Consider the following 24814-nt stretch of genomic DNA (forward strand, 5'->3'; position numbering starts at 1 on the left):
AATGTCGCTTCAATGGCTCTTCCCCACACCGGTGCTTCAGGTTGACCTTGAGCCTGATGCCGAGACCGTTGCGGCCATGAACGTTGAAATGGAGTCGTTTGATCGCAACGTCTTCCTCCACCCTGAGTTCAGTGATCGCAACAACCTGACCGGTGATCTTCTCGGTCATGCCGGCCTGGATCAGTTGCATCGCATGGATGCTTTTCAATGGCTCAATCAGCGCCTCGCGGAGCAGACCAGCCTCTATCTGGAGGGACTTCTGGGGCCCAAGCATGGCCTTGAAGTCCATATTCAGAAGGCCTGGCCCGTGGTTTGTTCCCAGGACGGGGGCTCAATCGAGCTGCACACCCATCGCAATGCGCAGCTGAGCGCGGTTTTTTACGTGCGTACGGAAGCCGGCAACAGCAGCGGCGAGATCGAGTTTCAGGCACCTGACGACTACTTCAGCCATGTCATGGCGATTCCCTATCGCGATGCTGCTGTTTCAGGAGGCATGTTTTCTCCCGAGCCCAACCGCCTGTTGCTGTTCCCGTCCGATTTGCGACACCGAGTGATGCCATATGAAGGGCAGAGTCCTCGTTACTCCGTGTCCTACGACCTGGCGATTACGACAGCCTCAGGGCAAGGCAAGGAGATGCGGATGCCCCATCCGATGGACTGGGTGCCTCTGACGATGTTCAGTTCTTAGGCCGGGACAACAGTCGCTGCAATCGTCGTTGCAGTCGCCACAACCTCTGAGCCATGGAGGTGCCGGATGCCGACCGGTTGTCCGCCAGCAGCAATCTCAGACGCCCTCGAATGGCCTCGGCTTCAGCTTGCAATTCAAAGCGCTCACGTGAATTGAGTGTTTCGGGGGTCAGCTTTTCAAGCAGGCGTTTGGAGGCCTGCAGATGATGCAAAACCCGACTGGGAACCCGTTCCTGTCGAAGCTGCTGACGGGTCTCGTCCACCGCCGATTCAATGGCTCGCGCCAGTCGTTTCGGGTCCTGATTCTCAAGAACCTCTGCGACGAGTCTGCGGCGATGGCGACGTTTCAGCCGTGTTGACTTGTTTCGCAGGCTTGGCTGCAGATGTCCCTCCTCGATCAGACGTTGCAGGACCAGTGCTGGCATTGAGCGGTGGATCGGTGCTTCAAACGGGAACTGTCGATCGAAGGTGGGTGCGAGATCACGGCGCTGCTGGATCAGCAGCAACCCGATGGCCTGCCAGGGTTCACGGAGATCATCCGAGAGTGCTTGCAGCTGTTGCTGCAGCTTCTGGAACAACGGTTCGCAGGCTGACACCAGCGAGTACTGATGCGGCGCCTTGCAGAGGCTGCCGAGGTAGGTCTCGACCAGCGAGAGTTGTTCGAGCTCCTGGTCAAGCGTCTCTCTGGAATCCAGTTGATACGCCTCTTTCACCCAGTCCGGATCGAGCCCGAGGACCTCGATCTGCTGTCGGAGTTTGAGGCGGCGATCGACCCAGCCGTAGGGCAGCTTGGTTTCCGGTGCAAGCTGCAGGGCGGTTTCGATGTACTCAACCTCGCTGCGAGACACACTGGCCGGCAGAACGGCGACGAGGGGCTGACTGAATCGCTGGTAGATCTCTGGGTTTTCGCTGAGGAGTTGCCGCATGGCTGACAAACGGCGGTTGCCGTTGATCACCACACCCGTTGCATCGACAAGCAATGGCTCGGTCTGGACCTTCAGTCGCCGCAACTCCCGCAGAATCGGCCCCCGCTCATCGGCGGCCTTCTCCAGCAGCAGACGATGCAGGAGCACCTGCGTGTCCGCTTTGGCCTCTTGCTGATACAAGCGATTCAGTTCGGCGGGATGCTGCGAGAACTGTTCCTGCAGAGCAGCCAGCAGGCGGCCGTTGTCGACGCGGTAGACGAGAAGCTCCTGGTCCAGATGGACCGTCGGCAACTGCGTTGGACCGTGACGAAGGCTGATCCAGTGATCGGGAACAACTCCTGAGCAGGCCTCTTCGATGCGATCCCGTCGCTTCGCAGGGTTCTCAATAGGGGCGAGCACCTGACCTCCAGGGTTGAACAGGAGGTCCAGTGTCACCGCAATCGCTCTGCCTGAGAGAATCCCGCCAGTTCAGGCCTCTCCATGACCGACGGCTTTGATTTCAAGGCCTATCTGAACCAGGCCAGGGAACGGGTGGAGGCTGCCCTTGATGGTTCTCTGGCTCCTGAGCGGCCTGAGTCCCTGCGAGAAGCGATGCGTTACTCGCTTCTGGCCGGCGGCAAGAGACTGCGACCCATTCTCTGCCTGGCGGCCTGTGAACTCGCTGGTGGCGAGGCTGAGCTGGCGATGCCGACAGCTGTGGCCCTGGAGATGATCCACACCATGTCGTTGATCCACGACGATCTGCCAGCTATGGATGACGATGACCTTCGTCGTGGAAGGCCGACCAATCACAAGGTGTACGGGGAGGCCGTGGCGATCCTGGCCGGCGATGCCCTGCTCACACGAGCGTTTGAAATGGTGTCGCTCCGCAGTCCAGGCGTGCCGCCGGATCGTCTGCTCAAAGTGGTGGGAGAGCTTTCGCTTGTCGCCGGTGCTCCCGGGCTTGTCGGTGGCCAGGTGGTGGATCTTGAGAGCGAAGGCAAGGACGTTGATCTCGACACCCTGGAATACATCCATCTCCACAAGACGGGCGCCCTGCTCAGCGCCTGCGTGATCACCGGAGCCATAGTCGGCGGTGCCGATGAAGCACTGATCTCCGCACTGCGTGTGTATGCCCGTGGCATCGGGCTCGCGTTTCAGATCATCGATGACATTCTGGACATCACGGCCAGCAGCGAGGTGTTGGGCAAGACAGCTGGCAAGGATCTGGTCGCCGACAAAACCACCTACCCGAAGCTGCTGGGACTTGAAGAGTCCCGCCGGCGAGCAGATGCCCTGGTCGGGGAGGCCAAGGATGTTCTCGGGCCATGGCAGCAACGCGCGATGCCGTTACTGGCCCTGGCAGATTTCATCACCAGCCGCGACCGATGATCGAGACGGCCCCAACCCATGCCGTGGTGCATGAGCTGATCGATAACGCCTCACTCGCCTGGGGATTGGCGGCCTGCGGCCTGGCCCAGCTTTCCAAGTTGTTCATCGAACTCGTTCTTCACCGACGCTGGCGGCCCGCTGTCCTGGTCGAAACCGGAGGCATGCCGTCAAGCCATTCGGCTCTGGTGACAGGTACAGCTGCCGGTCTGGGCTGGACGATGGGCTTTGACCATCCTCTCTTCGCCTTGGCGGCCACCGTTGCGTTCATCGTGATGTACGACGCCAGCGGGATTCGGCGTGCAGCAGGGTTCACAGCGGAACGGGTCAATGCTCTGCCCGATGAACTCTGGCCTGAGACCCTCGAGAAACCCCTCAAGGAAAGTCTTGGTCACAGCCGTCTGCAAGTGCTTATCGGCAGTCTGATCGGTCCTGCTGTCGCCTTGCCAGGTTTGGTCTTTCTTGGTTCGCCACTGCATCTGATCAGCATCATCGGAGCGGGGTCGGGGTGAGACCTGCAGCGGAGCTCACTGCTGATCAGAAGCGAGCGTCGGAAGCCTTTTTGGAGTGGCTGAATCGGCCCGCGGATGGCCTGCCATTCGTCCTGAGCGGATACGCCGGCAGCGGCAAGACCTTCCTGTCGATGCGTCTGCTGCGTCAGGTTGAAGACAGTGGACTGTGCTGGACCGTTGTGGCGCCGACGCACAAGGCCGTCGGAGTGTTGCGACAAGCGCTTGATCTGGAGGGGCTGTCCCCCACCTGGTATCCCTCCACGATTCATCGGTTGTTGCGTCTCAAGCTCAAGCGGCAGGGAGATGCGGAAGCCTGTGAACCCACAGAGCAGACGGCGATGGCCCTCGAGCACCTCGGGCTCGTGCTGGTGGACGAGGCCTCGATGGTCGACAGCACACTCCTGGGCATCGCGCTGCAGTGCGCTCATCCCTTCAAGACGCGACTGGTGTTCGTCGGTGATCCAGCCCAGCTTCCGCCGGTTGGCGAGCCCGAGAGTCCTGTTTTCGCAATGCGCCGTGCCTGCTGCGCCTCACTCAGCGAGGTGGTGCGGCATCAGGGCCCGGTGCTGCAGCTGGCAAGCCGGCTGCGCGATGGAGGCCTCCCCTGTCGCAATCCTCCGTTGCTGCCGGCCATCCACGATGCCCGTGGCCAGGTGATCTGCACCGACAAACAGAGCTGGCTTGACCAGGCCCGCACAGCCCTGCGCCAGGCATCGCTCCAGGACAATCCCGATGCTGCAAGGGTTCTCTGCTACACGAATCGCACCCTTGAGAGGCTGGTTCCCCATGCCAGACGGGCGATTCATGGAGAGATGGCTGATCAGATGCCGGTTCTGCCCGGCGAGGTGCTGATCAGCCGCTCGGCTGTGATGGCGCCGGCCTCCCGTGATGGTGCGGAAGCCGGGGAGGAGCCGGACATGGTGCTGGGCTCCAATCGAGAGGTGCTGGTCCTTGATGTGGCCCCTGAAGCCTGTGATCTGGCGGACTTTGGCTGTTCCCCCAGCGATGGTCCGGTGCCGGTGATCAAGACACTCTCTGCAACCGTTCGTGCCGGCGAGTTGGACCTGACCCTTCGCCTTCAGCCTCCGGCGGGGTCCGCCGCGCGCTCGTTGCTGGATGAAGCCATGCAGCGGCTGCGACAGCAGGCAAGGGACGCTGGCAAAAAAGGAGGACGGCCCTTCTGGCGCCGTTACTTCCTGATCAGAGATGCGTTTGCATCCCTCGGACCGGCAGCGGTCTTAACGGTCCATCGCAGTCAGGGGAGCACCTTCGGAGACGTGTTCGTTGCCCCTGACGTGTTCTGGCCGCAGGACCTGACCCTGCGTCGTCAGTTGGTCTACGTGGCGGTCAGTCGGGCTCGAACCGGTGTCTGGCTTGTGGGTCAGGGAGACGCTGCCGAGGAGCGTGCCATCTGGCTGGATCGGCTCAGATCCGAGTCAGCCCCGACAGTCCCTGCCAGCCCAGATAGCCACCCAGGACAAGACTGACGCCAGCCACAACCAACTCTCCGTGGGCGAACAGAAGTTGCTTGCAATGCTGCAGAACCGGGAGGACCCGTTCTCGCCTGATCAACACCGCTGCAAACGGCAACAGCATCAGAATGCTGGCCGCAAGGGTGAACAGGACACCGCCGACCAGCTCCTTATCAAGTGGTAGTCCTGCGGCCAGGATTACGGAGGCCGACTTGGCGAACAGCAGCAAGTCGTCTGGCGTGATCACCTGAACCAGAGAGCTGAGAGCGATCAGCAAAGGCATGGGCATCGCTGTGAGGCGATCCACCGTGCGGGTCCAGCCCGGCGGTCCATCACTGTTGGTGATGGCATTCAGGCACTCTCTGCCACCAAGCGTGAGCAGGGCGCCGCCACCGATCAGATCCAGCCCGGTCCTTGGATGGGAGCCGTGCGTCATGTCGAGGACCAGACCATGTCCGAGGGTCAGCAAAGCGACCAAGGTCAGCAAGCTGGTGACAACCCAGGCCGCCAGAAACAGGCCACCGCGTCGTAGGGGCGAAGGACCGAGCAGCAGAAGTAGGAGAACGGCGATGTGCAGTGGAGAGATCGCCAAGCCGATGCCGAAAGCGGTCAGATCACTCCAGAGAGAAACTCCAGTCATGGCGTTGGGCTTTCGCTAGCGGTTCCGGGGACTTTCACCCGCTCTCAGAATGCCAACCCAGCGGCATCCTTCGCTGCAGGACCGTTCGCAGACGACAGGCATGGGACCTGTCACTGATCAGGTTCCTCAGTCGAGGGTCTGCAGCGATTGGCCTTGTCCTGCCCGTTCAGTCCGGGGGACGTTCGTCCTGGCAATCTCTGTTCTGATCGTCGCGTTCGGGTTGGTCGCTTGAAAGGGGCAGGCCCGCCCTCGCCCCCGAGTGAATCACCCTGAAGAGTGTCGAAGCATGGCTTCGTCAAAGCATGGCTGTCGTCGAACCATGGCTGTCGTTCATCACACGTCCAGACGTCGTCCAGCACATGTAGTCGATCAGATGTAGCCGATCAGATGTAGTCGATTAGATGTAATCGATCACGTCTTGATGTTAGCGACCGTGCTCGAGGCATGTCAGAGCGGTCGCCGACCAGCCTTTGCTGTTCGGTTCAGAAGCGTTCAAGCGGTTGCGTTGGAGCATTCCAGCGAGAGATCGCTCTCTTGCCGCGTTCCCAGCCGAGAACGCTCACCGATGCTGTGCCGAGTTTGAACAAACTGCCACCGGAGGCGCCAAGCCCCAGCCAGGTGCCCGTGAGCGCCCTGAGGATGTGACCGTGGGCGAACAGAGCAACATCCCCCTCTCCTGGAGCCGCCAGAGCTTTTCCAATCGCTGTTTCGCATCGAGCCTGAACCTGCTCAGCGTTTTCGCCGTTGGGGCAGCCATGGGTCCAGACCGTCCAGTCAGCGATGGTCTCGCGGATCTGCGGCGTTGTGATCCCTTCGTAATCGCCGTAGTCCCACTCAAGGATGTCCCTCTGCAGTTGCATCTGAGCTCCGAGTCCAGCCAGTTCGCAGGTTCTGCGGGCACGTTGCAGCGGTGAGCTGAACACGGCGGCGAAGGCCTGCTTCGCAAGAATGGGGGCCAGGGCTGCCGCCTCCTGTTCTCCCTCGGGCAGCAGTGGAAGGTCGGTGCTGCCGGTATGCCGGCCGTTCAAGGCCCATTCCGTGGCTCCATGGCGCAGAAGCCAGAGCTGACGTTGCGAGTCGGACATGGAATGCTCAGGCAGGGGCAACCTGTTCAGGATGACCAGGGCTGGATCGATCCGTCACATGGTCAGGATCAGAGCTCCCAGTCCGATCCCCACAACCAAACTCACAATGCCGAGCAGCGCGCGCCAGAAGGCCGTGCTGCGTGGATTGAAAAAGTCCTGATTCATGGAACGACGCTGATGGTCGGCTCAGTCTCGGCAGGAGGTGCCGGAAAGGGGAAGCGTCGAAACACCTTGTGGTGCAGCGTTGAAAGCGAGGCGTCGTAGTGCGCATCAGCGACCACGCTGTAGCGATATCCGAGCACGACAGGCTGATCCAGGTCGGCTTCGCAGCCGCGGATGAAGGTGTCAACCGTTGCGGAACCGCCGCCCAAGCGCGCCTCTGGAATGCGCACCTTGAAGGTCCCCTCACCTTGCCTCCAGCGATGACAGGCGAGCTGCGCGTCCTCCGTGCTGGCGTACATCCGCTGGGCAGGTTGGCGCTTGGCACTCACCACATCCATTCCGATCAAGTGCACCACGGTGATGGTGAAAATGATGCTGAAACGGAACATGGTCTGGCCTGGGCACACCCATGACGTCGACCTAGCCATGGAGAACGTGTCAGGGCCGCCCTGTTCCCAATCTCTTTATGGGACTGATCTGATTGGGCTGATTCAGTAGCGCACTTCAAACCAGTCCTCCCCTGTGGCAGGCAGCCTCACAGGCAGCACCTGCAGCACCCTGGCTCCAGGCGGTCCCTGTTCGCACCAGGCCCTCAGTTCGGCAATGGCATGGGGTGAACCTTCAGCCTGCACTTCCACGCTGCCGTCATGCCGGTTGCGGACCCAGCCAGTGATGCCGAGGTCCTGAGCGCGTCGGCAGCAGCTGCTGCGGAACCCAACCCCCTGCACGCGACCGTGGATCAGCAGTTGCCAACGCTCGAGGAAGGGATGCAGACGTGCTTGTGCGCGACTTACAAAGCGTCGCTCCAGAGATTCGGCGCGGCTGCGAGAGCGTCGCGCCACCGGGAACAGATCGTCGTAGAGCTGGCCCAGTGCAGGTGAACCCAGCTGGCGTGAAGTCTTTGATCTCCCCATCCTTCCCTCACCTGTTCAAGACGCCACCCCTCAATTTCCCACAGCGCCATGTCGGACGGGCGCGTGTCGAGGGACCAGCGATGGAACTCATGCCCCTGCAGCTGCTCGTTCTGACGCGTCAGGAGACCATTGCGCCTGGGTCGAAGGGTGCGATATCCAACCTGAAGTCGTCCCCTGCTGGCTGCAAACGGAAGGAGTCCCGCCATGGCCCGTCCGGTGCCGTCAAGATCGGTCAGGGTTCGTCCCAGCAGCAGCATGCCGCCGCATTCGGCGTAGATCGGCAGCCGCCCTGAAGCCTGGCGCAGACTGCTGAGACTGCGCTTGCAGTGGCTGAGCTGCTCGGCATGCTGCTCCGGGAACCCGCCGGGCAGGATCAGTCCGCGTGCTTGGGCAGGCAGTGGTTCATCGGCCAGGGGACTCCAGGGCAGGAGCGGCATTGCCATGTGTTCAAGAAGCTCTCCTGTTTCCTGGTATCGGAAGTGAAAGGCCTCATCGGAGGCCACGGCCACCGGCAACGACTCGCCTGTCGGCTGCGGGAGGTTGGCCACTGGATCGTCTCCAACCCTTGGGGCGGCCAGAAGTGGCTCGAGCCGTTGGAGGTTGAGATGGGTCTTTGCCAGGTATGCCCAGCGCTTCAGGCGTTGATTGCGGTTGTCCAGTTCATGGGCAGGGGCAAGACCGAGATGCCTGCAGGGGAGTGCCAGATCGTCGGTTCGCGGCAGGCAGCCCAGCAGCGGCACGTCGATGCCGGTCAGCACATCCGCCAGGAGGTCCCGGTGCCGTGCACTGCTGACACGGTTCAACACAACACCGGCCAGCTGCAGCGTCGGGTCGTGATCACGAAAACCACGGACCAGGGCTCTAAGCGAAGCGGCCTGCCCGCCGGCGTCCACAACGAGCACCACCGGCAGATTGAGCAGCTTTGCCGTTGCAGCAGTGCTGCCTTGCTCACTGCTGCCCAGGCCGTCGAACAACCCCATGACGCCCTCGACAAGAGCAAGCTGGGCTGAGCGGCTGTAGCCGTGAAAAGCCCTCACAACCCAGCTCTCACCACAGAGGTTGCTGTCGAGGTTGCGGCAGGAGCGCCCGGCAGCCGTGCTCAGAAGCTGGGGATCGAGGTAGTCCGGCCCAACCTTGTAAGGCTGAATAACGCGCCCAGTGGATCGCGCCCAGCTCAGGAGAGCCAGGCTGAGAAGGGTCTTGCCGCTGCCGCTGGCTGGCGCCGCGATGACAACGGCCATGGGGTGGAGTGGTTGCTAGGCCAGCAGCCTGGCAGCCAGGGGTGCCGCGGCGGCCAGCAGGGGATTGGTGGTGTCGTGCCCACCACTGAGCAGACGGGCGACATCCATCTCCGGAGAGGCGTGCTGGGTGGGAACCAGCTCCTCCAACAGTTCCATGCTGGCCATGCCGCCACCTTCCAAACGCATGCAGCCACCGGATTCGGCGCAAAGAATCACGCAGACCCCTTTGGCATTGTCCGGCTGGCTGACGAGACGCAGGCCGACCATCTGTCCTGCATGGACACTGGGCTGGCCCATGGGCACGGACATCAGATGGAAGTTCACCTCAACCCCGTCGCCGCGTCTGAAGCGGGAAGCGATGCCGTCCTCCGTGGCTTCGGTGTGCTCCAGCTGCCAGCCCAGTCGATCGGCAACCCAGCCTGCCAGCAGGAGCCCCTGGGCTGGATGGTGGCCTTCGACATCGATGTCGAACTGCACGATATGGCTGAGGGCATCACGACGATGGGGAGGGTCAAAGACCATCGCCAGCGTCTCGTGCCAGCTGCGCAGTCGCAGCCAGTTCAGATCGTTGACAGCCTGTCCTGACTCCACTCGATCGCGCAGCAGGTCAAGGCAATGGCGGGGAGTGCCGTTGGCGGTGTCGATGATGAGGCGTCTTGGAGAGCTGGCCAGCTGCTCCAGGAGCCCTGACGCTTCATCGAGGAAACCGTTCCACCACACCCAGGACGGCATGGATGGCGGAAGCAGAGGTTGAAGGATGTTCATCCCGTCCTGGAGCGCGTCATGGCCGCCTCGCAGCACCACAACATCGCCACAGGCTGCGGTGCCGCCACCTTCTTCCGGCAGTGGGCAGTAGGCCGCCACGAGGGTTTCCAGTGGCTTGCCGTCGTCGATGGTGGGTGCCAGCGTGATTAGACGTCGCGGTTGCAGGGCACTGAGAGCTGGATCGATGTACTGCCCCCGCAGGTCGTCGCTGGCTTCACTCCCCTCGAACGCGGCGCATGCCCTGATCACAGCGATGTCCAGGGGCGGGGTGCTCAGAGGCAGATCGGCATCGGCAATGGCCTGCCGGCCTGCCGCGATCAACTGCTTGGACTGCTGCCCAGTGATCGGCCCTTTGAGACGGCCACTTCTCACAAGCTGCTGCTCGGCCCAGGCGGGTTGCCAGATCAGCAGGCAGAACGTGTTGGCCCCCGTTCCTGTGCTGCCTTGCTGCTCAGGGGACCAAAGCTGCTCGAGGTAGGTGGGAACCTCGGCAGGGGCGAGTTCCAGAGGGGTCTGAAGGGTGAGCTGGGGGGACATGGCTGAGGGTGCGGGCGCAGAGTTGGTCGGGTGTCAGGTGATCTCAGGGACGGCGCCAGAGCAGTCCGTCACGGGCCATCAGGGCATCGGCGGCGGCTGGTCCCCAGGTGCGTGATTCATAGGGATAGATCGGCAGCTGCCAGGGGCTGTCTTCAATCAGTTCCAGCAGCGGCGTGTAGAGCCGCCAGGCCGCCTCCACTTCGTCACTCCGAGTGAACAGGGTCGGATCGCTGAGCATCGCGTCGGCCAGCAGGCGCACATAGCCCTCATCGGAGGGTTCGCCGAAGGATTCGTCGTAGGAGAATTCCATGTCTATCGGGCGACTGCGCATGCCTGACCCCGGAGATTTCACCTCGAAGCGGAATTCGGCTCCTTCATCGGGCTGAATCCTCAGGATCAGCTGATTGGCCGTTGGCCCACCGGTTGCGGCATCAAAAAGATGCACCGGAGCCTCACGGAAGGTGAGCACGACTTCGCTGAGACGCTTGGCTAGGCGTTTGCCGGTTCGGACATAGAAGGGAACACCCTGCCAACGCCAGTTATCGATGAACAGTTTCAGAGCGACGTAAGTCTCCGTCGTGCTGTTGTGATCAACACCCGGTTCCTGGCGGTAACCGGCCAGAGGGGAATTTTGGGTGCCGCCGGGGCCGTACTGACCGCGGATGCAGCAATTCCAAGGCTCCAGCTCATCGGCCAGGCGAGCCGCCTGAAGGACCTTGGCTTTTTCATTGCGGATCGCCTCCTGATCGAACCGTCCCGGAGCTTCCATGGCCGTGATGGCCAGCATCTGGGTGAGGTGGTTCTGCACCATGTCTCTGAGGGCACCCGATGATTCGTAGTAGCCGGCGCGTTCCTCAACTCCCACCGTTTCTGCGGCGGTGATCTGGACACTTGAGATGTAATTGCGGTTCCAGATCGGCTCGAAAATCGTGTTGGCGAATCGCAGCACCAGGATGTTCTGGACTGTTTCCTTGCCGAGGTAGTGGTCGATCCTGAAAATCTGATTTTCCTGGCCGCAGCTCTGAACCACCTGGTTGAGGGCCTGGGCGCTGCCGTAATCACGACCGAAGGGTTTCTCAATCACCACCCGGCTTCGCTTGGGATCCTTCAGCAGGCCGGCGTCGGCGAGGGCCCGGCAGCCACTTCCGTAGAACTTTGGTGACACCGAGAGATAGAAGGTTCGGTTTCCGCGCGTGGCGCACTGCTGGTCGATTGTCTCGAGGCGACCACCCAGGCGAACCACATCCTGCGGCTGCTGCAGATCTACGGGTTCGTAGAAAAGCTTCGCGGAAAATTGTTCCCAGGCCTTGGGATTCTCCTCAATTTTTGAGGCCAGAGCTTCTGTCATCTTGCCTCTGAACTCCTCATCACTCCAGGGGCGACGAGCACAGCCGAGCAGGGCGAATTCACTGGGCAGGCGCCGTTGTTTGAACAGTTCAAACAGGGCTGGAACAAGTTTTCGATGCGTCAGGTCACCGCTTGCTCCAAAGATCACCAGACACTGCGGCGAGATGACGCGTTCCTGACGAAGTCCAACCCGCAACGGATTGGTGATCGTGGCGGTCATGGAGCATCGGCTTCTGCCGTCGGTTTAGGCACGGAAGCGGAAATGCACAGTGCTCCATGACATCCCGCCATGAATTGACGTTTTTTTGTGTCCAACCCCAAAAAAAAGCCCACCCGGGAGGGTGGGCGCATGGACATCGGGCTCATCGTTGATCCCGAGACCGTGTGGCTGGATTCAGTACGTCTCCACGTGCCAGCGATCAGCCTTTTTCAGTTGTGGCCGAAGTTCTGACCAGTCGAGCCCCTTGGCGGCGGCGGCTGCGGTCATCGCTTCATCGATTCCGGGCTCCATGCCCCTGAGACCGCACATGTAGACGTGGGTCTTGGGGTTTTCGATCATTGAGAAGATCTCATCGGCATGCTCGAGAACCCTGTCCTGGATGTACATCCGACCACCCTTGGTGTTCTGTTGTTCCCGGCTGATGGCTTTTGTGTAGCGGAAGTTGTCAGGGAATTCGCGCTCGTAATGCTCGAAGTCGGCGTCGTAAAGCAGGTTCGGGGTTTTGGGTGCGCCCATGAACAACCACGCCTTGCCGCGGAATGTCCAGCCATTGGCGTCCCGCTCGCGAGTTTCGAACATGCGACGCAGGTAGGTGCGCATCGGAGCAATCCCGGTACCGGTGGCCAACATGATGATGTTGGCGTCCTCGTCCTCGGGTAGAAGCATTTCCTTGCCGACCGGGCCGGTGATCTTCACCTTGGTGCCAGGTTCGATGTCGCAGAGGTACGTGGAGCAGACCCCGTAGATCTTTTCACCATCCTCGTTTTTGTACTCCAGCTGGCGAACGCAGAGAGACACGGTGTTGTCCTTGAGATCGTCGCCATGGCGAGTGCTGGCAATCGAGTACAGGCGCAGTTTGTGCGGCTTGCCCTTGGCGTCTTCGCCCTCAGGAATGATGCCGATGCTCTGACCCTCGACATACTCCAGCTGAGGGTCACCGCCGGAGAGGTCAAAGGTGATGTGCTGGACACGGCCAATTCCACCGTCCTTCACTAAGGCGTAGTTCTCGGTGACTGTGCCCATGAAGGGCGTTTTCGGTTTGTAGGTGTTGACGGGAACGTTGGCATGCGGCTTTTTCGGAGCCGGTGCGGAGGCAGGCGTCGTTGTCACGGCTTTCGGGGCAGGTGCACTGGAGGCGGCCGCCGGCGCTGTGGGAATGTCCTCAACAGCAGGCGACACACTTAGGATTTTGGCGCCGGAAGCACTCAGACGCTTGTAAAGGGTGTTGAGATTTTCCATAGCAACGCGATACGTCCGCGTCACCGAGCTTCCTGAACCGGCCTGGATGCCGCTGGCAACAATGGTGAAAAGAGACGTCGACGTCCCACCAGCCGTGGCATTCGGCACCTGCATGTCAGTTCTGAACTTGAGTGGCGAGACTATAGGCATGGCCTCGGATTCATCACTGTTTGGATTGTTTCCGGATCTTCTGCAATATTTTTCGGTTGACTTCCTTAAGATCGGTAGGTGAATCGTCTCATCTAGGCAACTTCAGCATTGGTCCCCCACCAGGCACTCTTCCGCAACACCCTCAGGGATGCCTCCGGTCCAAGGGAGGACAGCATTCAGCAGACGATGGAGCGGATGCCGCAAGGGGTCCGGCGTCTTGCTGTTCAGCTGCGCACGTCGATCCCGGTGGATGTGCTCTGGGAGGTTCTCACGGACTATGAACGGCTCGAGACGTTCATTCCCAACCTGGTCAGCAGTCGACTTGTCTACAAGGATGGTCAAACCGTGCGACTGCAGCAGGTCGGCAGTCAGCAATTCATCGGCCTGCGCTTCTCTGCCCAGGTTCTGCTCGAGCTCACCGAATACAGGCCCGAAGGCTTGCTCCAATTCCGGATGCTCAAGGGTGATTTCAGACGTTTTGAGGGATCATGGAGAGTTCGCAGTCTTCCCGGAGGTTCGTCACTGGTGTACGAACTCACCGTTCAGGGATGTCTCGGCATGCCGATCGGTCTGATTGAAGAACGCCTTCAGGACGATCTTTCCAGCAATCTGTCAGCGGTCGAGCGCGAAGGCTACCGCCGCTGTCAGGGCGACTGAAGTCATACCCCCAAGGGGATTCGAACCCCTGTCGCCTCCGTGAAAGGGAGGTGTCCTAGGCCTCTAGACGATGGGGGCGAGGCCGTGATCCGTGAACCTTCTGTGTTCCTTATCACGTCCAAAAGCTACGGGTCCGCCTCACCCTCCGTCAAGACAGCCTGCCCCCATTCCTGCCCCTGGCCCTGCCAGATCGGAACCGTGAAGTAGAAGCAGGCTCCTTCATCCGGTTCCGACACCACCCAGATGCGTCCGCCGTGAACTTCCACGATCCGGCGGCAGACCGACAGTCCGACGCCGAAGCCGGTGGTGCGGTTGGACGTCTGGGGAAGCCGAACCCGATCCAGAAAAATTCTTTGCTGCTCTTCCGAGGGAATGCCGGGTCCGCTGTCACAGACGCTCACTTCAACCCACTGGCTGGTGCGATGAAGCATCGTCAGTGTGATGTGGCCACCGTTTCCGGTGTATTTCAGAGCATTTTCAAGCAGGTTGAGCAGCACCTGCCGCATCCGCCGTTGATCGGCGAACACCTTGGGTAAATCAATGGGAATATCCGTGCGGATCTCCACATTGCGGCCAAGCCACAGCTTCTCCAGTTCAAGGATCACTTCGGCAGACACGCTGGCGAGATCCAGTCGCTGGGGGTTGAACAGCGTTTCCCAGCGTGTGGTTCCAACCTCGAGCAGATCCTTGGAGAGGGCCTCCATCTCCTCCAGCCGCCGGGTGATCACATCCTGGAAACGATCCATGTCGATCTGACCCAGCCGTTGACTCTGCAAAGCCAATGCAGCGGCTGTCAGAGGAGTGCGAAGTTCGTGGGCCACCATGCGCAGCAGCCGTTCCTGGGCGTGGATGCGATCGATCAGGGTTTCGTTTTCCTGACGCAGGACCAACAACTGATCTTCCAGCTGCAGTTCCTTCTGGGTTCTGCTGCCGTCGAGTTCAGTCGGTCGAAGGCTCAATCCCAAGCCGCTGACGACGCCGTCCTGCTGCCAACGTGGGACCCAGCCCTTCAGTTGCTGAAGGATGTTGCTGCCAGCGAAGACCTGTTTTGGGGATGGGGAGAGCTTGATCAAAGCCGGTGTCACCACCAATCGGTGCAGTTCGAGCAACTCAGGCTGTTGCATTGGATCAGCCAGCTGCAGCGTGACTTCGAAACCAACGTCCTCCCGTTCCAGATAGTGAACCAGGGAGCGCAGATTATTTCCAGAGAGATGATGGCGCGCTGCCACCAGCAGCAGCTGAAGCTGCTGGCGACCCTTGGGACCGGCCTCATTCACGCGGTATCCGGTCTGGAAATCGGAGGCTCACCTTATGGGTTTTTGACTCAGACGGCATCTGGGCTAAGACAACTAGGAAGGTTTCAGTGCGTATTGAGCGCCGGCCATGTCGCTTTTCTCTGCGAACAACCGGGTGTCACTCACGGCCTCAGGCCATGTCACGGATTCTCCATCGATTCAGGTGGACAGCAATTTGCGACGGTGGTTCGCACGCAATCTCGGCGTCTGGCGTTCACGTCGTCAGTACCTGTTCAGTGACGACCAGGTGATGCACCTGGACATGAATCTGAAAATGGAGGCTTTTGCAGAGCCGCAGGCGGGAGAGACCCGCTACAGATTCAGCTGGTGGCCCGAGGCTGGCCAGTCGGATGAATTCTTTGCGCGTAAGCCCTGGTACGAACGCGAAGGGGTGATGGAAGCCACCCTCTGGGGGCATCAGCTGCAACGCAGTCGTGGCTACCTGAACGCTGATCCCGTCCGAACCCGACTCCGTCAGGTGGATGAGCATGAGACCATTCTTGAGTCTCATTACCAGCAATGGGACATCCTTGAACACATCCGACTGGTTGACCAGGACCGTTATCGCTATAGAGCGATTTACAGTTGGGAAAATGGGGAATTAGCCGTCGTTGAACATCATCACGAAATTCGTATGGAATCAGATTTGCCCTTGATCAATTAAATATGGCTGATCAATGGTTTCTCTAGTTGTACGCCAACGGATTTCTTGTTTCAGTATCAATTTCATTGAGCTCCTAAGCCATAGCCCAGTTTAAAAAGCGAGCCCATCCTCGAAGTCAATCAGTTCGGTTGGGTTAATGTATTGGAAATATTAAGCCGTCATGTTCGGTTCCATCAAAAAGTCACTGACTTGCGCCGCATTTTCATTGCTCTTTGCTGGAATGTCTCAGCCAGTGGTCAATGCCCAGGCCCAGCCTGCTAAAACCAAACCGGCGACCAATGTAGAATTGAATACGTATTTGCAGATATCGGCTGTCACCTTCTGCGTTGCCCGCACGAGCGGTTTGGATTTTCGAAAATCAATGCAAGTTGCACTCGCTGGCGTTGGAAATGTCATTTTCTCCAAGCATGGCGGGGTCGTTGCTGGCAATCCAAAGCCCCTCACTGAGCAGCAATTTGCAAGTAACACCGCCTTGAACGTCGTCAGTGGAGCCCTGAGAGGATGTCCAAAGCAGGTTCCGGCGAAGCAGAAAGAGGAGTTCAATAAATTCCTTGAAGAGGCGAAGAAGTCTGGAGGCTGAGACCTTCTTCACCGGATGTTTCGATTCATTGGTTACGCATCGAGCGTCTCGCACTGGCTCGATTGCAATCCCTCAGTGTCTTCTTGGCCGGCTTGAGGCTTTCGTAATGGCCTTCAGGTGGCTCTGATTCTTGATCGTCTGCCAGGTCGATTGCTGGGATTTTGTAGACAAATCAAGTTGTTGTGCTTATCGGCTGCCGTTTTTTCGGTCTCTATTCAGGTTTCTACGTTGTTAATGCCCGTTCAAGGTTGGTGGTTGATGGATGGAATTGATCTGTAGAAGTGAGGTTGACATTCAATGATTATGTCTTTGCATTTGCATCTGTCACCATTGGCCGGAGTTTGTTTGGGGTCTCTGGATTTGTCTGAAGCGTTGAATGGGACTGCTATCTGAATTGATGAACTCAAACCAAGAGCCTCGCCTGGGACGAGCAGTTGCATTCTGAAGCAGTTGTCTGAAGGTCTGGACGCATCTCAGTCGTTGGGACGAGCTTTTGTTGAGTGGTCCGGACATGGTCCGGGCTCACAGCCCTCAGACGATTGATCAATGAACAGGTTCGTCCCCTTCATGGCCCTCGCCATTGGTGGAGCGTTGTTGGCCGCGGCTCACCCTGCCAGGGCTCAGCCTTGGTCCGCTGCAGCTCCCGTTCAGATCTATCCGGTGGCCCCAGCAGTGCCGAGGCCTTACGCCACGCCCTATTCCGGGAATCCCTACGCCAATACGGCCTATCCAGATCCTTACCAGGAGGCTCAGCGGCGTTGCAACCGCGGTCGACTCATCGGAGGCATCATCGGAGGCAGTCTTGGTTACGCAGCGTCCCGAGATGACGGACGGAGCTGGGCTGTTCCGCTTGGTGCTTTGCTCGGTTCCCAGATGGGTTGTAATACCGGTGCCGGTCGCGGACCTCTGCCGTGGTGATTGATCCGCCAGGATCAAACCACTTTGCGTTCAGGCGTCGCGATGGACGTTGCTGCTCCGATCCGCCTGGTGGATTACACCCCCTGGCCCTTCGCACTCCCTGAGATCCACCTCGATGTGGATCTCAGGTCCGATCATGTGCTTGTGACCAGTCGCCTGCTGTTGGAGCCACTGCAGGCAGGAGCACCTCTGGAGCTCCATGGCATGGAGCTGTTGATCGAGTCGATTGCAATCGATGGAGAGGCTCTGGAGAGTCAGTGCTGGCAACAGACAGATGACCGTCTCACCATCCCTGAACCGCCAGCGCTGCCGTTCGTTCTCAACCTTCGCTGCCGTATCGATCCGTATCGCAACACGTCACTGGAAGGCCTTTACGCCAGTGGCGGCATGCTCACCAGTCAGTGTGAGGCTGAGGGGTTCCGTCGGATCACCTACCACCCGGATCGGCCCGACGTCCTGAGTCGCTGGAAGGTTCGGATCGAAGCGGATCGCGCCGGTTTTCCGGTGTTGCTCAGCAACGGCGATGCGGCCGAAACGGAGGATCTTCCAGGCAATCGTCACGCCGTGATCTGGGAGGACCCCCATCCCAAACCCTCGTATCTGTTCGCTCTCGTTGCCGGAGATCTTGAGGAGATCCGCGATCACTACGTCACATCCGAGGGGCGCCAGGTCACGCTCCGTTTGCATGTTGAGCGGGGTGATGAGCCCTACACAGCCCATGCGATGGCTTCCCTGAAGCGGGCGATGGCATGGGATGAAAAGGTCTACGGACTGGCGTACGACCTCGATGAGTACAACATCGTCGCCGTACGCCACTTCAACATGGGCGCGATGGAGAACAAAAGCCTCAACATCTTCAATTCAAAGCTGGTGCTGGCTGATTCCGAAACCGCCACGGACGGAGAGCTTGAGCGAATCGAAAGCGTGATCGCCCACGAATACTTCCACAACTGGACCGGCAATCGCATCACCTGTCGAGACTGGTTCCAGCTCTCTCTGAAGGAGGGGCTCACTGTGTACCGCGATCAGTGCTTCACCGCTGATCTTCATTCCCCGGCCGTGAAACGGATCGAGGATGTCTCGATGCTTCGCAACACTCAGTTCCGGGAGGATGCCGGCCCGACCGCTCATCCGGTGAAGCCGAGCGAGTACCAGGCAATCGACAATTTCTACACAACGACGATCTACGAAAAGGGTGCGGAGCTGATCCGCATGTTGCGCACACTGCTTGGCGAGGAGCGATTCATGAGGGGAATGGCGACCTATGTGAGTCGATTCGACGGGACAGCTGCCACCACAGAGGATTTTGCGACGGCGGTCATCGATGGTGCCTGTGAGGATGGCAAGCCTCTGGGTTTCGACCCTGAGCGGTTTCGTCGTTGGTATCACCAGGCTGGAACACCGGTGCTCCAGGTTGAGCGTCGATGGGATTCCGACGCTGGACAGCTGACACTGCATTTCCGCCAGACCACGCCTGCGACTCCTGGCCAGAAGCAAAAACAACCTCTTGTTCTGCCTCTGGTTCTGGCGCTGATCGGTCCTGACGGACCTTTGACTGAGGAGCAGCTGTTCGTGATGGAAACAGAGGAAGCCAGCCTTTCCATCCAGGCGCCACCCCAGCCGCAGCCTCCGGCGCTGTCAGTGCTGCGTGGCTTTTCAGCGCCGGTGAATCTCACCATGGAGATGCCACTGGCGGAAACTCTGCAGATCCTTGCGGCGGATGACGACCCCTTCAGCCGCTGGGATGCCGGCCAGCGACTCTTCCGTCAGGTTCTGTTGGCTCGGTCCACCGGATCAATCGAGTCCGAGGTTGAAGAGGCACTCACGACGTCGATCAACCAACGACTCATGAACCCGGATCTGTCTGAAGGGTCCGAGCTGGCAACGCTGCTCAGCCTGCCCGGCCTGGCGGAATTGGAGGCACTTCAGTCCCCGGTCGACCCTCCAGCACTGTTTCAAGCATCACTTGATCTTCGCGCTGCCCTGGGCGCCCGTCTCCAGGAACCGATGCAGGCTCTGCTCAAGCGCTGCCGATCAGGCTGGGATCGTTCCTGGCCAGACGGACAGGGTGAACGTCAGCTCACGGCGGTGGCCTGGAGTTGGCTCGTGGCCGCTGGCCATCAGGAGGCGCGCCAGCAGGCATTGGAGGCGGTGTCCGGTTCGTCGATGACACTCGCCCGTGCTGCTCTCAGGGCGTTGCACCCGATCGCCTGCCACGAACGTGACCAGGCATCGGCTGTCTTCTTCAATCGCTGGCAGAACAAGCCGGTGATTCTCGATTCATGGTTCGCCCAGGAAGCTTCGATGCCGAGACCCGATGGCCTGGACAGGGTGCAAGCTCTGATGCAGCACCCGCGTTTCGACCCGCTCGCTCCAAACTCATTGCGGGCAGTCCTTGGTGGATTTGCCGCCAACGTTCTGGTCTTCCATGCCGAAGGAGGCGAGGGCTATCGCTTCATGGCCGAGCAGATCGCAGCTGTGGATCAGCGCAATCCGGTGACGGCTTCGCGAATGGCCAAAGTGTTCAGCCGCTGGCGCAGCTACGGCCAGCAGCGGCAGCAGGAGATGCAGGCAGCGATCGAAGCTCTGGCGTCTTTCGAGCTCTCAACGAACACCCGCGAGGTTGTGAGCATGTTGCTGGCCTGACCTCAGGGTCAGAGAGCCGACAGCACTACCACCATCACAAGGACGATTGCCAACAGCACCAGCCAGAGCCGTCGCCGATGTCGGTCAGTCCGGCTTGGTCTCGCTCGCGCTGAACGTGCCGGGCGTGATCCGGCGGGAGTCCCGCAGGTCTGGCAGATCAGCCGACCGCCCAGAGAGCGATCGGCCCGGAAGGAGCGGCTGCCGCAGTTCTGGCAGACAGCTGGAGACAAGGATCGTCGTGGGCGTTCAGACCTGATCGCTAACTTATCGCTGATTCTTTAAAACACCATGGCCGGCTGTTCTCTGGAAACGATCGATACCTTTTCAGCGTCCAAGCGTTCGGCCAAAAAACTGCCGATTGAGATTTCAGTCAGTGCCGGAACCTTGGATCAAGAACCCTTTTACATCTTTAAAAATTCCAAGGGAAAGACCATCAAGAATCTGAAAATCAATCCCAAGAAAACATATGTCTTCAGCCGCGAGAAGATGGCTGAGTCTCATCCCTTCTTCGTCAGCGATAAGGGATTCAATCAAAAAAGTACCAAAGCTATCCAACTAAAAGGTGATGGTTCGTTCAATGATGGCATTACGGGTGAAGAATCATTCCAGCTCAGTATCCGTAAGAAATACCGTTCGGATTTTGCAGATTCGGGAAAATTGGTGTTTTACTGCACATCCCATGAATCCATGTTTGGCGACTTCCTGATCAAATCCGGCCGTGTTCAATCATCAAGCTCTGATTCGTCGAAAGCTGGAACTGACTCGACATCCATTTCGCCAACTGAAGAATCTGGAGTGCAACAAACCGCACAAACGCCATCCAACGAAACTAGCTACGGGGGATATGCGTACCGCTCCGCAGAAGAGATGAATCCAGCTGACATCGTCAATGCGGTTTAGCCGACGCGGCTTGAGTCCGGCATCGGATGCTCAGTGCAGGGAGTCGTCATTCATGGATCCCGTCATACCCGGATCCCGATAGGTCGCCAGAGCAGCCAGCACGCCTCCGATGAACCCAGCTGCGTGGCCGATCCAGCTCACTCCGGCTGGTGAGACCCCAGGAATCAGGGCAATCAAGGCGGAGCCGTACAGCCAGAACGCCAGCCCACCCAACAGGATTGGAAGGATCTTCCGTTCAAGCCAGCCGATCAACAGCAGATAGCCGAGCAGTCCATAGACCACTCCAGACAGCCCATGACTGGCTGAGGGCCAGGCCAGGGCGACGGGAATGCTGACGGTGATCACCGCCGCCCAGACCGCCAGGTAGTCCCTGATCCCACGGGTCAGCACCAGCCAGCTCAGGGGCAGGAAAACAACACTGTTGGAGATCAGATGGGCGAAGCCGGAATGGCTGAAGGGAGCCGTGACAACGCCCCAGATCGGCAGCCCAGGTCCCATCGGCAGGTTCCATTGGCCAGCGAACAGGAGTTGATCGATAAGTTCCTGGCACCAGGCCAGGCCTAGCAGAACCACTGGTAACCAGAAACGTGACGGCACCATCGCGAGGCAATCGACACAATGATGACGAAAGCACTGGTCGGCGGGTGAGCGGCAAAGTCGACGTGGTGGTGATCGGCAGTGGCATCGGAGGTCTCTGCTGTGCCGGCCTCTGTGCCCGTGCCGGCAAAGAGGTTCTGGTGCTGGAGGCCCACAGCCAGCCCGGCGGCGCAGCCCATGGTTTTGAGCGCAATGGATACCAGTTCGAGTCCGGCCCGTCGCTCTGGAGTGGTCTCAGTGGCTGGCCCACCACAAATCCACTGGCACAGATCCTCAGAGCTCTGGATCAGCCCCTGCCTGTGATTCGTTACAGCGACTGGGATGTTCTGCTTCCTGAGGGACAGCTACGGGTCGGTGTTGGCAGCCACGACTTCGAGGCCGTGGTCCGAGATCTCCGTGGACCGGAGGCCGTCGACGAGTGGAGGACGTTTGGTGAGGTGCTTCAGCCGATTGCCGCTGCTGCTTCCGCTCTGCCCCTGCTCACCCTTCGTCCCGGCGCTGAGGTGTTGCAGCAGATGTGGAGCAGGGGCCGTCAGTTGCTGCCCCATCTCCCTGCCATGCGTCATCTGGCAGGAAGTTTTGGTCCACTGGTGGATCGCCATCTCCAGGATCCGTTTCTGCGCAACTGGGTGGACCTCCTCTGCTTTTTGATCAGCGGCATGCCGACGGCGGATACCAATGCCGCTGCGATGGCCACCTTGTTCGGAGAGTGGTTTCAGCCTGATGCCCATCTGGATTACCCCGTCGGTGGAAGTGCTGCGGTCGCAGCGGCTCTCGTTGAAGGTCTCGAGCGGCATGGAGGGGCCCTGCGCTGCGGCAGCCGCGTCGCTGCGCTTCAGGTCGATGCTGATCGCGTCACTGGCGTGACCCTGAGCAGCGGTGAGCTGATCCAGGCTGATGCTGTGGTCAGCAACGCTGACATCTGGAGCACGCTCTCCCTGTTGCCGGAGGATGTCGCCAGAAGCTGGCAGCGCCAGAGAGCAGGCACACCGCACTGTCAGTCCTTTCTGCATCTGCATCTCGGTTTTGCCGCCGATGGCCTCGAGGATCTTCCGATTCACACCGTCTGGGTTGGCGATTGGCAGCGTGGGATCACGGCAGAACGCAATGCCGTGGTTCTGTCCGTCCCATCGGTGCTGGACCCCGGCATGGCACCGTCAGGTCAGCATGTGCTGCATGGGTACACACCGGCCAACGAGCCATGGCAGCTCTGGCGAGATCTGAAGCGAGGCACGAAGGCCTACAACGCTCTGAAGCGTGACCGTTGTCAGGTGTTCTGGAGGGTGCTGGAACAGCAGATTCCAGACATTCGCGATCGCTGCCAGGTGGTGATGGAAGGGTCGCCCCTCAGTCACGGTCATTTTTTGAATGTCGATCAGGGAAGTTACGGACCTGCCCTGTCGGCGGCAAAGGGGCTGTTCCCCGGCGTGACAACGCCGTTGTCACGCTTCTGGATGTGTGGAGCCAGCACCTTCCCCGGAATTGGCATTCCACCTGTCGCAGCGAGCGGAGCGTTGGCTGCCCACGCCATTCTCGGCCGTCAGGCTCAGGCTGAACTGTTGCGCGACCTCGGGATCTGACGATCTGCCCCAAACGTCGCTTGATGGATCAGATTCGTGCTGCCTTGGGACAAGGTCCCTTGATCAGAGGTCGTGTTGATTTCATTGCTCGACCCTGAAGGTCAATGCACGGCACGGTGTGTTGGACCATGAGTTGTGTCATATCCTCCCTTCCGGTCGCCTGCCAGGCATGAACAGCAACGCCAAGATTGATGCTCTTGAGCTGATGCTCACCGATCTGCGCACGCGCAACGAACCGATTCGCCACAAGGCTGCCTTCCGCGGTTGTCAACCGGAATTTCAGGCTCTGGTGTCCCGATTGATCGAACAGCTCGAAAACGAGCTGTTGGATGAGAAACACCGGTACAGGGAGGCGTCCCGTTCAGTTGTCTCCTGAGGGCCGAAACAGATCACGCCAGCGTCGTTCCTGGTCCCGGGCCTCGGGTGTGAGTTCAACAGGGAAACCTGGCAAAAAATCCTTATCGCTGGCTGGTTGATAAGGGCCCTGCTTCAGCTCGAAAATGACGGTGTCATCCTCCAGAGCTACCAGGGTGTGAACCTGGTTCTCGGCCAGTTCGATACCCCGCAGTGGGCCGCCTGCATCGAGGCATTCCTTCTGGGTGATCTCGCCCTCCTGGTTCATCAACAGAAGTCCCACGGCTCCCTGGAGCACCACGAAGCATTCGAATCCACTCCCCTTGCCGCTGCGTACATGACGGTGGGGACGCACATAGGTTCCGGGTTGCAGCATATTGATGAAGAGCTGAACGAGATCCTCGGCCTGGTGCAGGTTGTGGTTCATGCGCAGCCTGGATGCTTGTAGTGCCGTTGCGCAACGCGATCGAAGAGACCCTGATCCAGGCGCTGCAGTGGCTGGGGTTTGGTCATTCGGCCTCGGGGAGGTTCCCATGGCGATAGGCCGCCGGCACCAGCACCAGAAACAGCGTCCACCAGGCGACAACGGCGAGCCCGAGCGGCAGCGTGATCCAGATGCGTTGCGGCCACCACCATGAGCCGCTCACCACTGCAATGCCGGTGAGCAGAATGCTCCAGGGCTGACACCACCAGGGCTTCATCGACCAGAAGCGGGGTTGCTCTGTTGTCGTCGACTCAACGGAGGGCTTCGAGCTCACCGGATGCATGCAGGGTCGTGAGGTCGTCGTAGCCACCGATCAGCTGTCCATCCACAAACACCTGGGGGAAGGTGCTCATGCCGCTGCGGCTCTGCCAACGCTTGAAATCGGCATCTCCATTCACGGTGTCCACCTGATGAGGGAGGTCCAGGGTTCTCAGCAGCCGCAGGGCGCGGGCACACCATGGGCAGCCGGGCAAGACAGCGATCTCCAGCCGTGGGTTCGTCATGGCATCAGGGGCCTTGGGCGGTTGGGATTCGCTCTGATCCGTGATGCCCAGCAGCAGATCAACCCCTTTCTGGACAAGGGTTCCTGGCTCGAGATGTCCCCCCCAAACCTGACAAGCCCCGTCCGAGAGGCTGAGGTGGAGATGAACCCCCTTGGGCGAGAAGTTGCCGTTCAGAGTGATGACCTCAAGATCACCTTTGAGAACTCTTGGCTCTGCCTGGCCAGGGCACTGAAACGAGGCCTGGGAGAGGTTTCCGACGACGCCGAGCACGAAGCCTGAGATCTGCTGTTCTGCGGCCAGTTGTTCGATGCTGAGGCGCAGATCACTGCCGGGAGCCAGATTCAGCGGCAATGAAAGCATGGCATCGAAGA

Annotated in this window: 27 protein-coding genes and 1 tRNA gene; 12 read left to right on the forward strand and 16 right to left on the reverse strand. The window is 59.8% G+C overall.

The genetic code is table 11. The annotated features are described in order from the left end of the window. Position 1: 1 nt before the first annotated feature. A complete protein-coding gene (locus tag KR100_RS05535) occupies positions 2-688 on the forward strand; it encodes a TIGR02466 family protein (RefSeq protein WP_038543883.1) in 687 nt (228 codons plus the stop codon). Here the strand turns inward: KR100_RS05535 and KR100_RS05540 are convergent. After that, positions 678-2048 (reverse strand): hypothetical protein, encoded by a 1371-nt coding sequence (locus KR100_RS05540; RefSeq protein WP_038543886.1) that lies wholly within the window; start codon positions 2046-2048, stop codon positions 678-680. The two genes, KR100_RS05535 and KR100_RS05540, sit on opposite strands and share 11 nt — an antisense overlap. A gap of 45 nt (positions 2049-2093) precedes the next feature. Between KR100_RS05540 and crtE the strand changes: the two genes are divergently transcribed. From crtE to KR100_RS05555, 3 genes are read left to right on the forward strand one after another with little or no spacing between them, the layout of a single operon-like run. After that, positions 2094-2984 (forward strand): geranylgeranyl diphosphate synthase CrtE, encoded by an 891-nt coding sequence (gene crtE, locus KR100_RS05545; protein WP_038543888.1) that lies wholly within the window; start codon positions 2094-2096, stop codon positions 2982-2984. Further along, the gene (locus tag KR100_RS05550) at positions 2981-3493 is read left to right on the forward strand and encodes a divergent PAP2 family protein (protein WP_038543891.1); all 513 of its coding nucleotides are present in this window, start codon (positions 2981-2983) and stop codon (positions 3491-3493) included. The genes crtE and KR100_RS05550 overlap by 4 nt, the downstream gene beginning before the upstream one ends. Then, positions 3490-4980, forward strand: coding sequence for an ATP-dependent RecD-like DNA helicase (locus KR100_RS05555; protein WP_051847333.1), 1491 nt, complete (start codon positions 3490-3492; stop codon positions 4978-4980). Before KR100_RS05550 ends, KR100_RS05555 begins: the two co-directional genes overlap by 4 nt. Here KR100_RS05555 and KR100_RS05560 read toward each other — a convergent pair. From KR100_RS05560 to KR100_RS05600, 8 genes are all read right to left on the reverse strand, one after another. Continuing rightward, positions 4919-5605 carry a GAP family protein gene (locus KR100_RS05560; protein ID WP_038543893.1) on the reverse strand — a complete coding sequence of 229 codons (687 nt, stop codon included), beginning with the start codon at positions 5603-5605 and terminating at the stop codon, positions 4919-4921. The two genes, KR100_RS05555 and KR100_RS05560, sit on opposite strands and share 62 nt — an antisense overlap. Positions 5606-6087: 482 nt before the next feature. Continuing rightward, entirely contained in the window at positions 6088-6690 is a 603-nt protein-coding gene (locus KR100_RS05570; RefSeq protein ID WP_038543898.1) for a histidine phosphatase family protein, read from the reverse strand. Positions 6691-6851: 161 nt separating this feature from the next. Further along, positions 6852-7241, reverse strand: coding sequence for a hypothetical protein (locus KR100_RS05575; protein WP_038543900.1), 390 nt, complete (start codon positions 7239-7241; stop codon positions 6852-6854). Positions 7242-7343: 102 nt separating this feature from the next. Continuing rightward, positions 7344-7694 carry an acylphosphatase gene (locus KR100_RS05580; protein WP_038543902.1) on the reverse strand — a complete coding sequence of 117 codons (351 nt, stop codon included), beginning with the start codon at positions 7692-7694 and terminating at the stop codon, positions 7344-7346. After that, the gene (locus KR100_RS05585) at positions 7643-9007 is read right to left on the reverse strand and encodes a cobyrinate a,c-diamide synthase (RefSeq protein WP_038543904.1); all 1365 of its coding nucleotides are present in this window, start codon (positions 9005-9007) and stop codon (positions 7643-7645) included. The genes KR100_RS05580 and KR100_RS05585 overlap by 52 nt, the downstream gene beginning before the upstream one ends. A 15-nt stretch (positions 9008-9022) precedes the next feature. Then, positions 9023-10309 carry a glucose-6-phosphate dehydrogenase assembly protein OpcA gene (locus KR100_RS05590; protein WP_038543906.1) on the reverse strand — a complete coding sequence of 429 codons (1287 nt, stop codon included), beginning with the start codon at positions 10307-10309 and terminating at the stop codon, positions 9023-9025. Between the two features lie 43 nt (positions 10310-10352). After that, a complete protein-coding gene (gene zwf / locus KR100_RS05595; RefSeq protein ID WP_038543908.1) occupies positions 10353-11876 on the reverse strand; it encodes a glucose-6-phosphate dehydrogenase in 1524 nt (507 codons plus the stop codon). Between the two features lie 174 nt (positions 11877-12050). After that, a complete protein-coding gene (locus KR100_RS05600) occupies positions 12051-13229 on the reverse strand; it encodes an FAD-binding oxidoreductase (protein ID WP_038543910.1) in 1179 nt (392 codons plus the stop codon). Between the two features lie 222 nt (positions 13230-13451). Here KR100_RS05600 and KR100_RS05605 point away from each other — a divergent pair, with 222 nt between their 5' ends. Continuing rightward, a complete protein-coding gene (locus KR100_RS05605) occupies positions 13452-13922 on the forward strand; it encodes an SRPBCC family protein (RefSeq protein ID WP_081858955.1) in 471 nt (156 codons plus the stop codon). 5 nt (positions 13923-13927) lie between these two features. Here the strand turns inward: KR100_RS05605 and KR100_RS05610 are convergent. Both KR100_RS05610 and KR100_RS05615 read right to left on the reverse strand, forming a co-directional pair. After that, positions 13928-14000: transfer RNA gene (locus tag KR100_RS05610), tRNA-Glu, on the reverse strand. Positions 14001-14047: 47 nt separating this feature from the next. After that, the gene (locus tag KR100_RS05615; RefSeq protein WP_038543914.1) at positions 14048-15199 is read right to left on the reverse strand and encodes a histidine kinase; all 1152 of its coding nucleotides are present in this window, start codon (positions 15197-15199) and stop codon (positions 14048-14050) included. Positions 15200-15305: 106 nt separating this feature from the next. Here KR100_RS05615 and KR100_RS05620 point away from each other — a divergent pair, with 106 nt between their 5' ends. The 4 genes from KR100_RS05620 (at position 15306) to pepN (ending at position 20025) form a co-directional block, all read left to right on the forward strand. Then, a complete protein-coding gene (locus KR100_RS05620) occupies positions 15306-15881 on the forward strand; it encodes a hypothetical protein (protein ID WP_051847334.1) in 576 nt (191 codons plus the stop codon). A 160-nt stretch (positions 15882-16041) separates the two neighbouring features. Next, a complete protein-coding gene (locus KR100_RS05625) occupies positions 16042-16461 on the forward strand; it encodes a cAMP phosphodiesterase (protein ID WP_156097928.1) in 420 nt (139 codons plus the stop codon). Positions 16462-17007: 546 nt separating this feature from the next. Then, on the forward strand, positions 17008-17379 hold the full coding sequence (locus KR100_RS05630; RefSeq protein ID WP_038543916.1) for a glycine zipper 2TM domain-containing protein: 372 nt from the start codon (positions 17008-17010) through the stop codon (positions 17377-17379). A 42-nt stretch (positions 17380-17421) separates the two neighbouring features. Next, positions 17422-20025 (forward strand): aminopeptidase N, encoded by a 2604-nt coding sequence (gene pepN, locus KR100_RS05635; protein ID WP_038543917.1) that lies wholly within the window; start codon positions 17422-17424, stop codon positions 20023-20025. A gap of 8 nt (positions 20026-20033) precedes the next feature. Here pepN and KR100_RS14875 read toward each other — a convergent pair whose 3' ends face one another. Next, the gene (locus tag KR100_RS14875) at positions 20034-20255 is read right to left on the reverse strand and encodes a TFIIB-type zinc finger domain-containing protein (protein ID WP_071839850.1); all 222 of its coding nucleotides are present in this window, start codon (positions 20253-20255) and stop codon (positions 20034-20036) included. Positions 20256-20313: 58 nt separating this feature from the next. Between KR100_RS14875 and KR100_RS05645 the strand changes: the two genes are divergently transcribed. Then, complete coding sequence (locus KR100_RS05645; protein ID WP_038543922.1) at positions 20314-20925, forward strand: hypothetical protein; 612 nt, start codon at positions 20314-20316, stop codon at positions 20923-20925. Between the two features lie 30 nt (positions 20926-20955). Here the strand turns inward: KR100_RS05645 and KR100_RS05650 are convergent, their stop codons facing one another. Beyond that, positions 20956-21525 (reverse strand): rhomboid family intramembrane serine protease, encoded by a 570-nt coding sequence (locus KR100_RS05650; protein ID WP_038543924.1) that lies wholly within the window; start codon positions 21523-21525, stop codon positions 20956-20958. Positions 21526-21569: 44 nt separating this feature from the next. Here KR100_RS05650 and KR100_RS05655 point away from each other — a divergent pair, with 44 nt between their 5' ends. Next, a complete protein-coding gene (locus KR100_RS05655; protein WP_038543926.1) occupies positions 21570-23102 on the forward strand; it encodes an NAD(P)/FAD-dependent oxidoreductase in 1533 nt (510 codons plus the stop codon). 169 nt (positions 23103-23271) lie between these two features. Continuing rightward, on the forward strand, positions 23272-23478 hold the full coding sequence (locus KR100_RS05660) for a hypothetical protein (protein WP_038543929.1): 207 nt from the start codon (positions 23272-23274) through the stop codon (positions 23476-23478). On the opposite strand, the gene KR100_RS05665 is transcribed toward KR100_RS05660, so the two are convergent. The 3 genes from KR100_RS05665 to KR100_RS05675 all read right to left on the reverse strand — a co-directional run bounded on the left by KR100_RS05665 (position 23464) and on the right by KR100_RS05675 (position 24803). Further along, positions 23464-23883, reverse strand: a complete 420-nt coding sequence (locus KR100_RS05665) for a WbuC family cupin fold metalloprotein (protein ID WP_204207789.1) — start codon at positions 23881-23883, stop codon at positions 23464-23466. The two genes, KR100_RS05660 and KR100_RS05665, sit on opposite strands and share 15 nt — an antisense overlap. 82 nt (positions 23884-23965) lie before the next feature. Continuing rightward, complete coding sequence (locus KR100_RS05670; RefSeq protein ID WP_051847336.1) at positions 23966-24223, reverse strand: DUF6737 family protein; 258 nt, start codon at positions 24221-24223, stop codon at positions 23966-23968. Further along, on the reverse strand, positions 24192-24803 hold the full coding sequence (locus KR100_RS05675) for a PCC domain-containing protein (RefSeq protein ID WP_038548055.1): 612 nt from the start codon (positions 24801-24803) through the stop codon (positions 24192-24194). The genes KR100_RS05670 and KR100_RS05675 overlap by 32 nt, the downstream gene beginning before the upstream one ends. Between the last annotated feature and the right edge of the window lie 11 nt (positions 24804-24814).

Origin of the sequence: Synechococcus sp. KORDI-100 (assembly GCF_000737535.1) — a bacterium.
Classification (GTDB): domain Bacteria; phylum Cyanobacteriota; class Cyanobacteriia; order PCC-6307; family Cyanobiaceae; genus Parasynechococcus.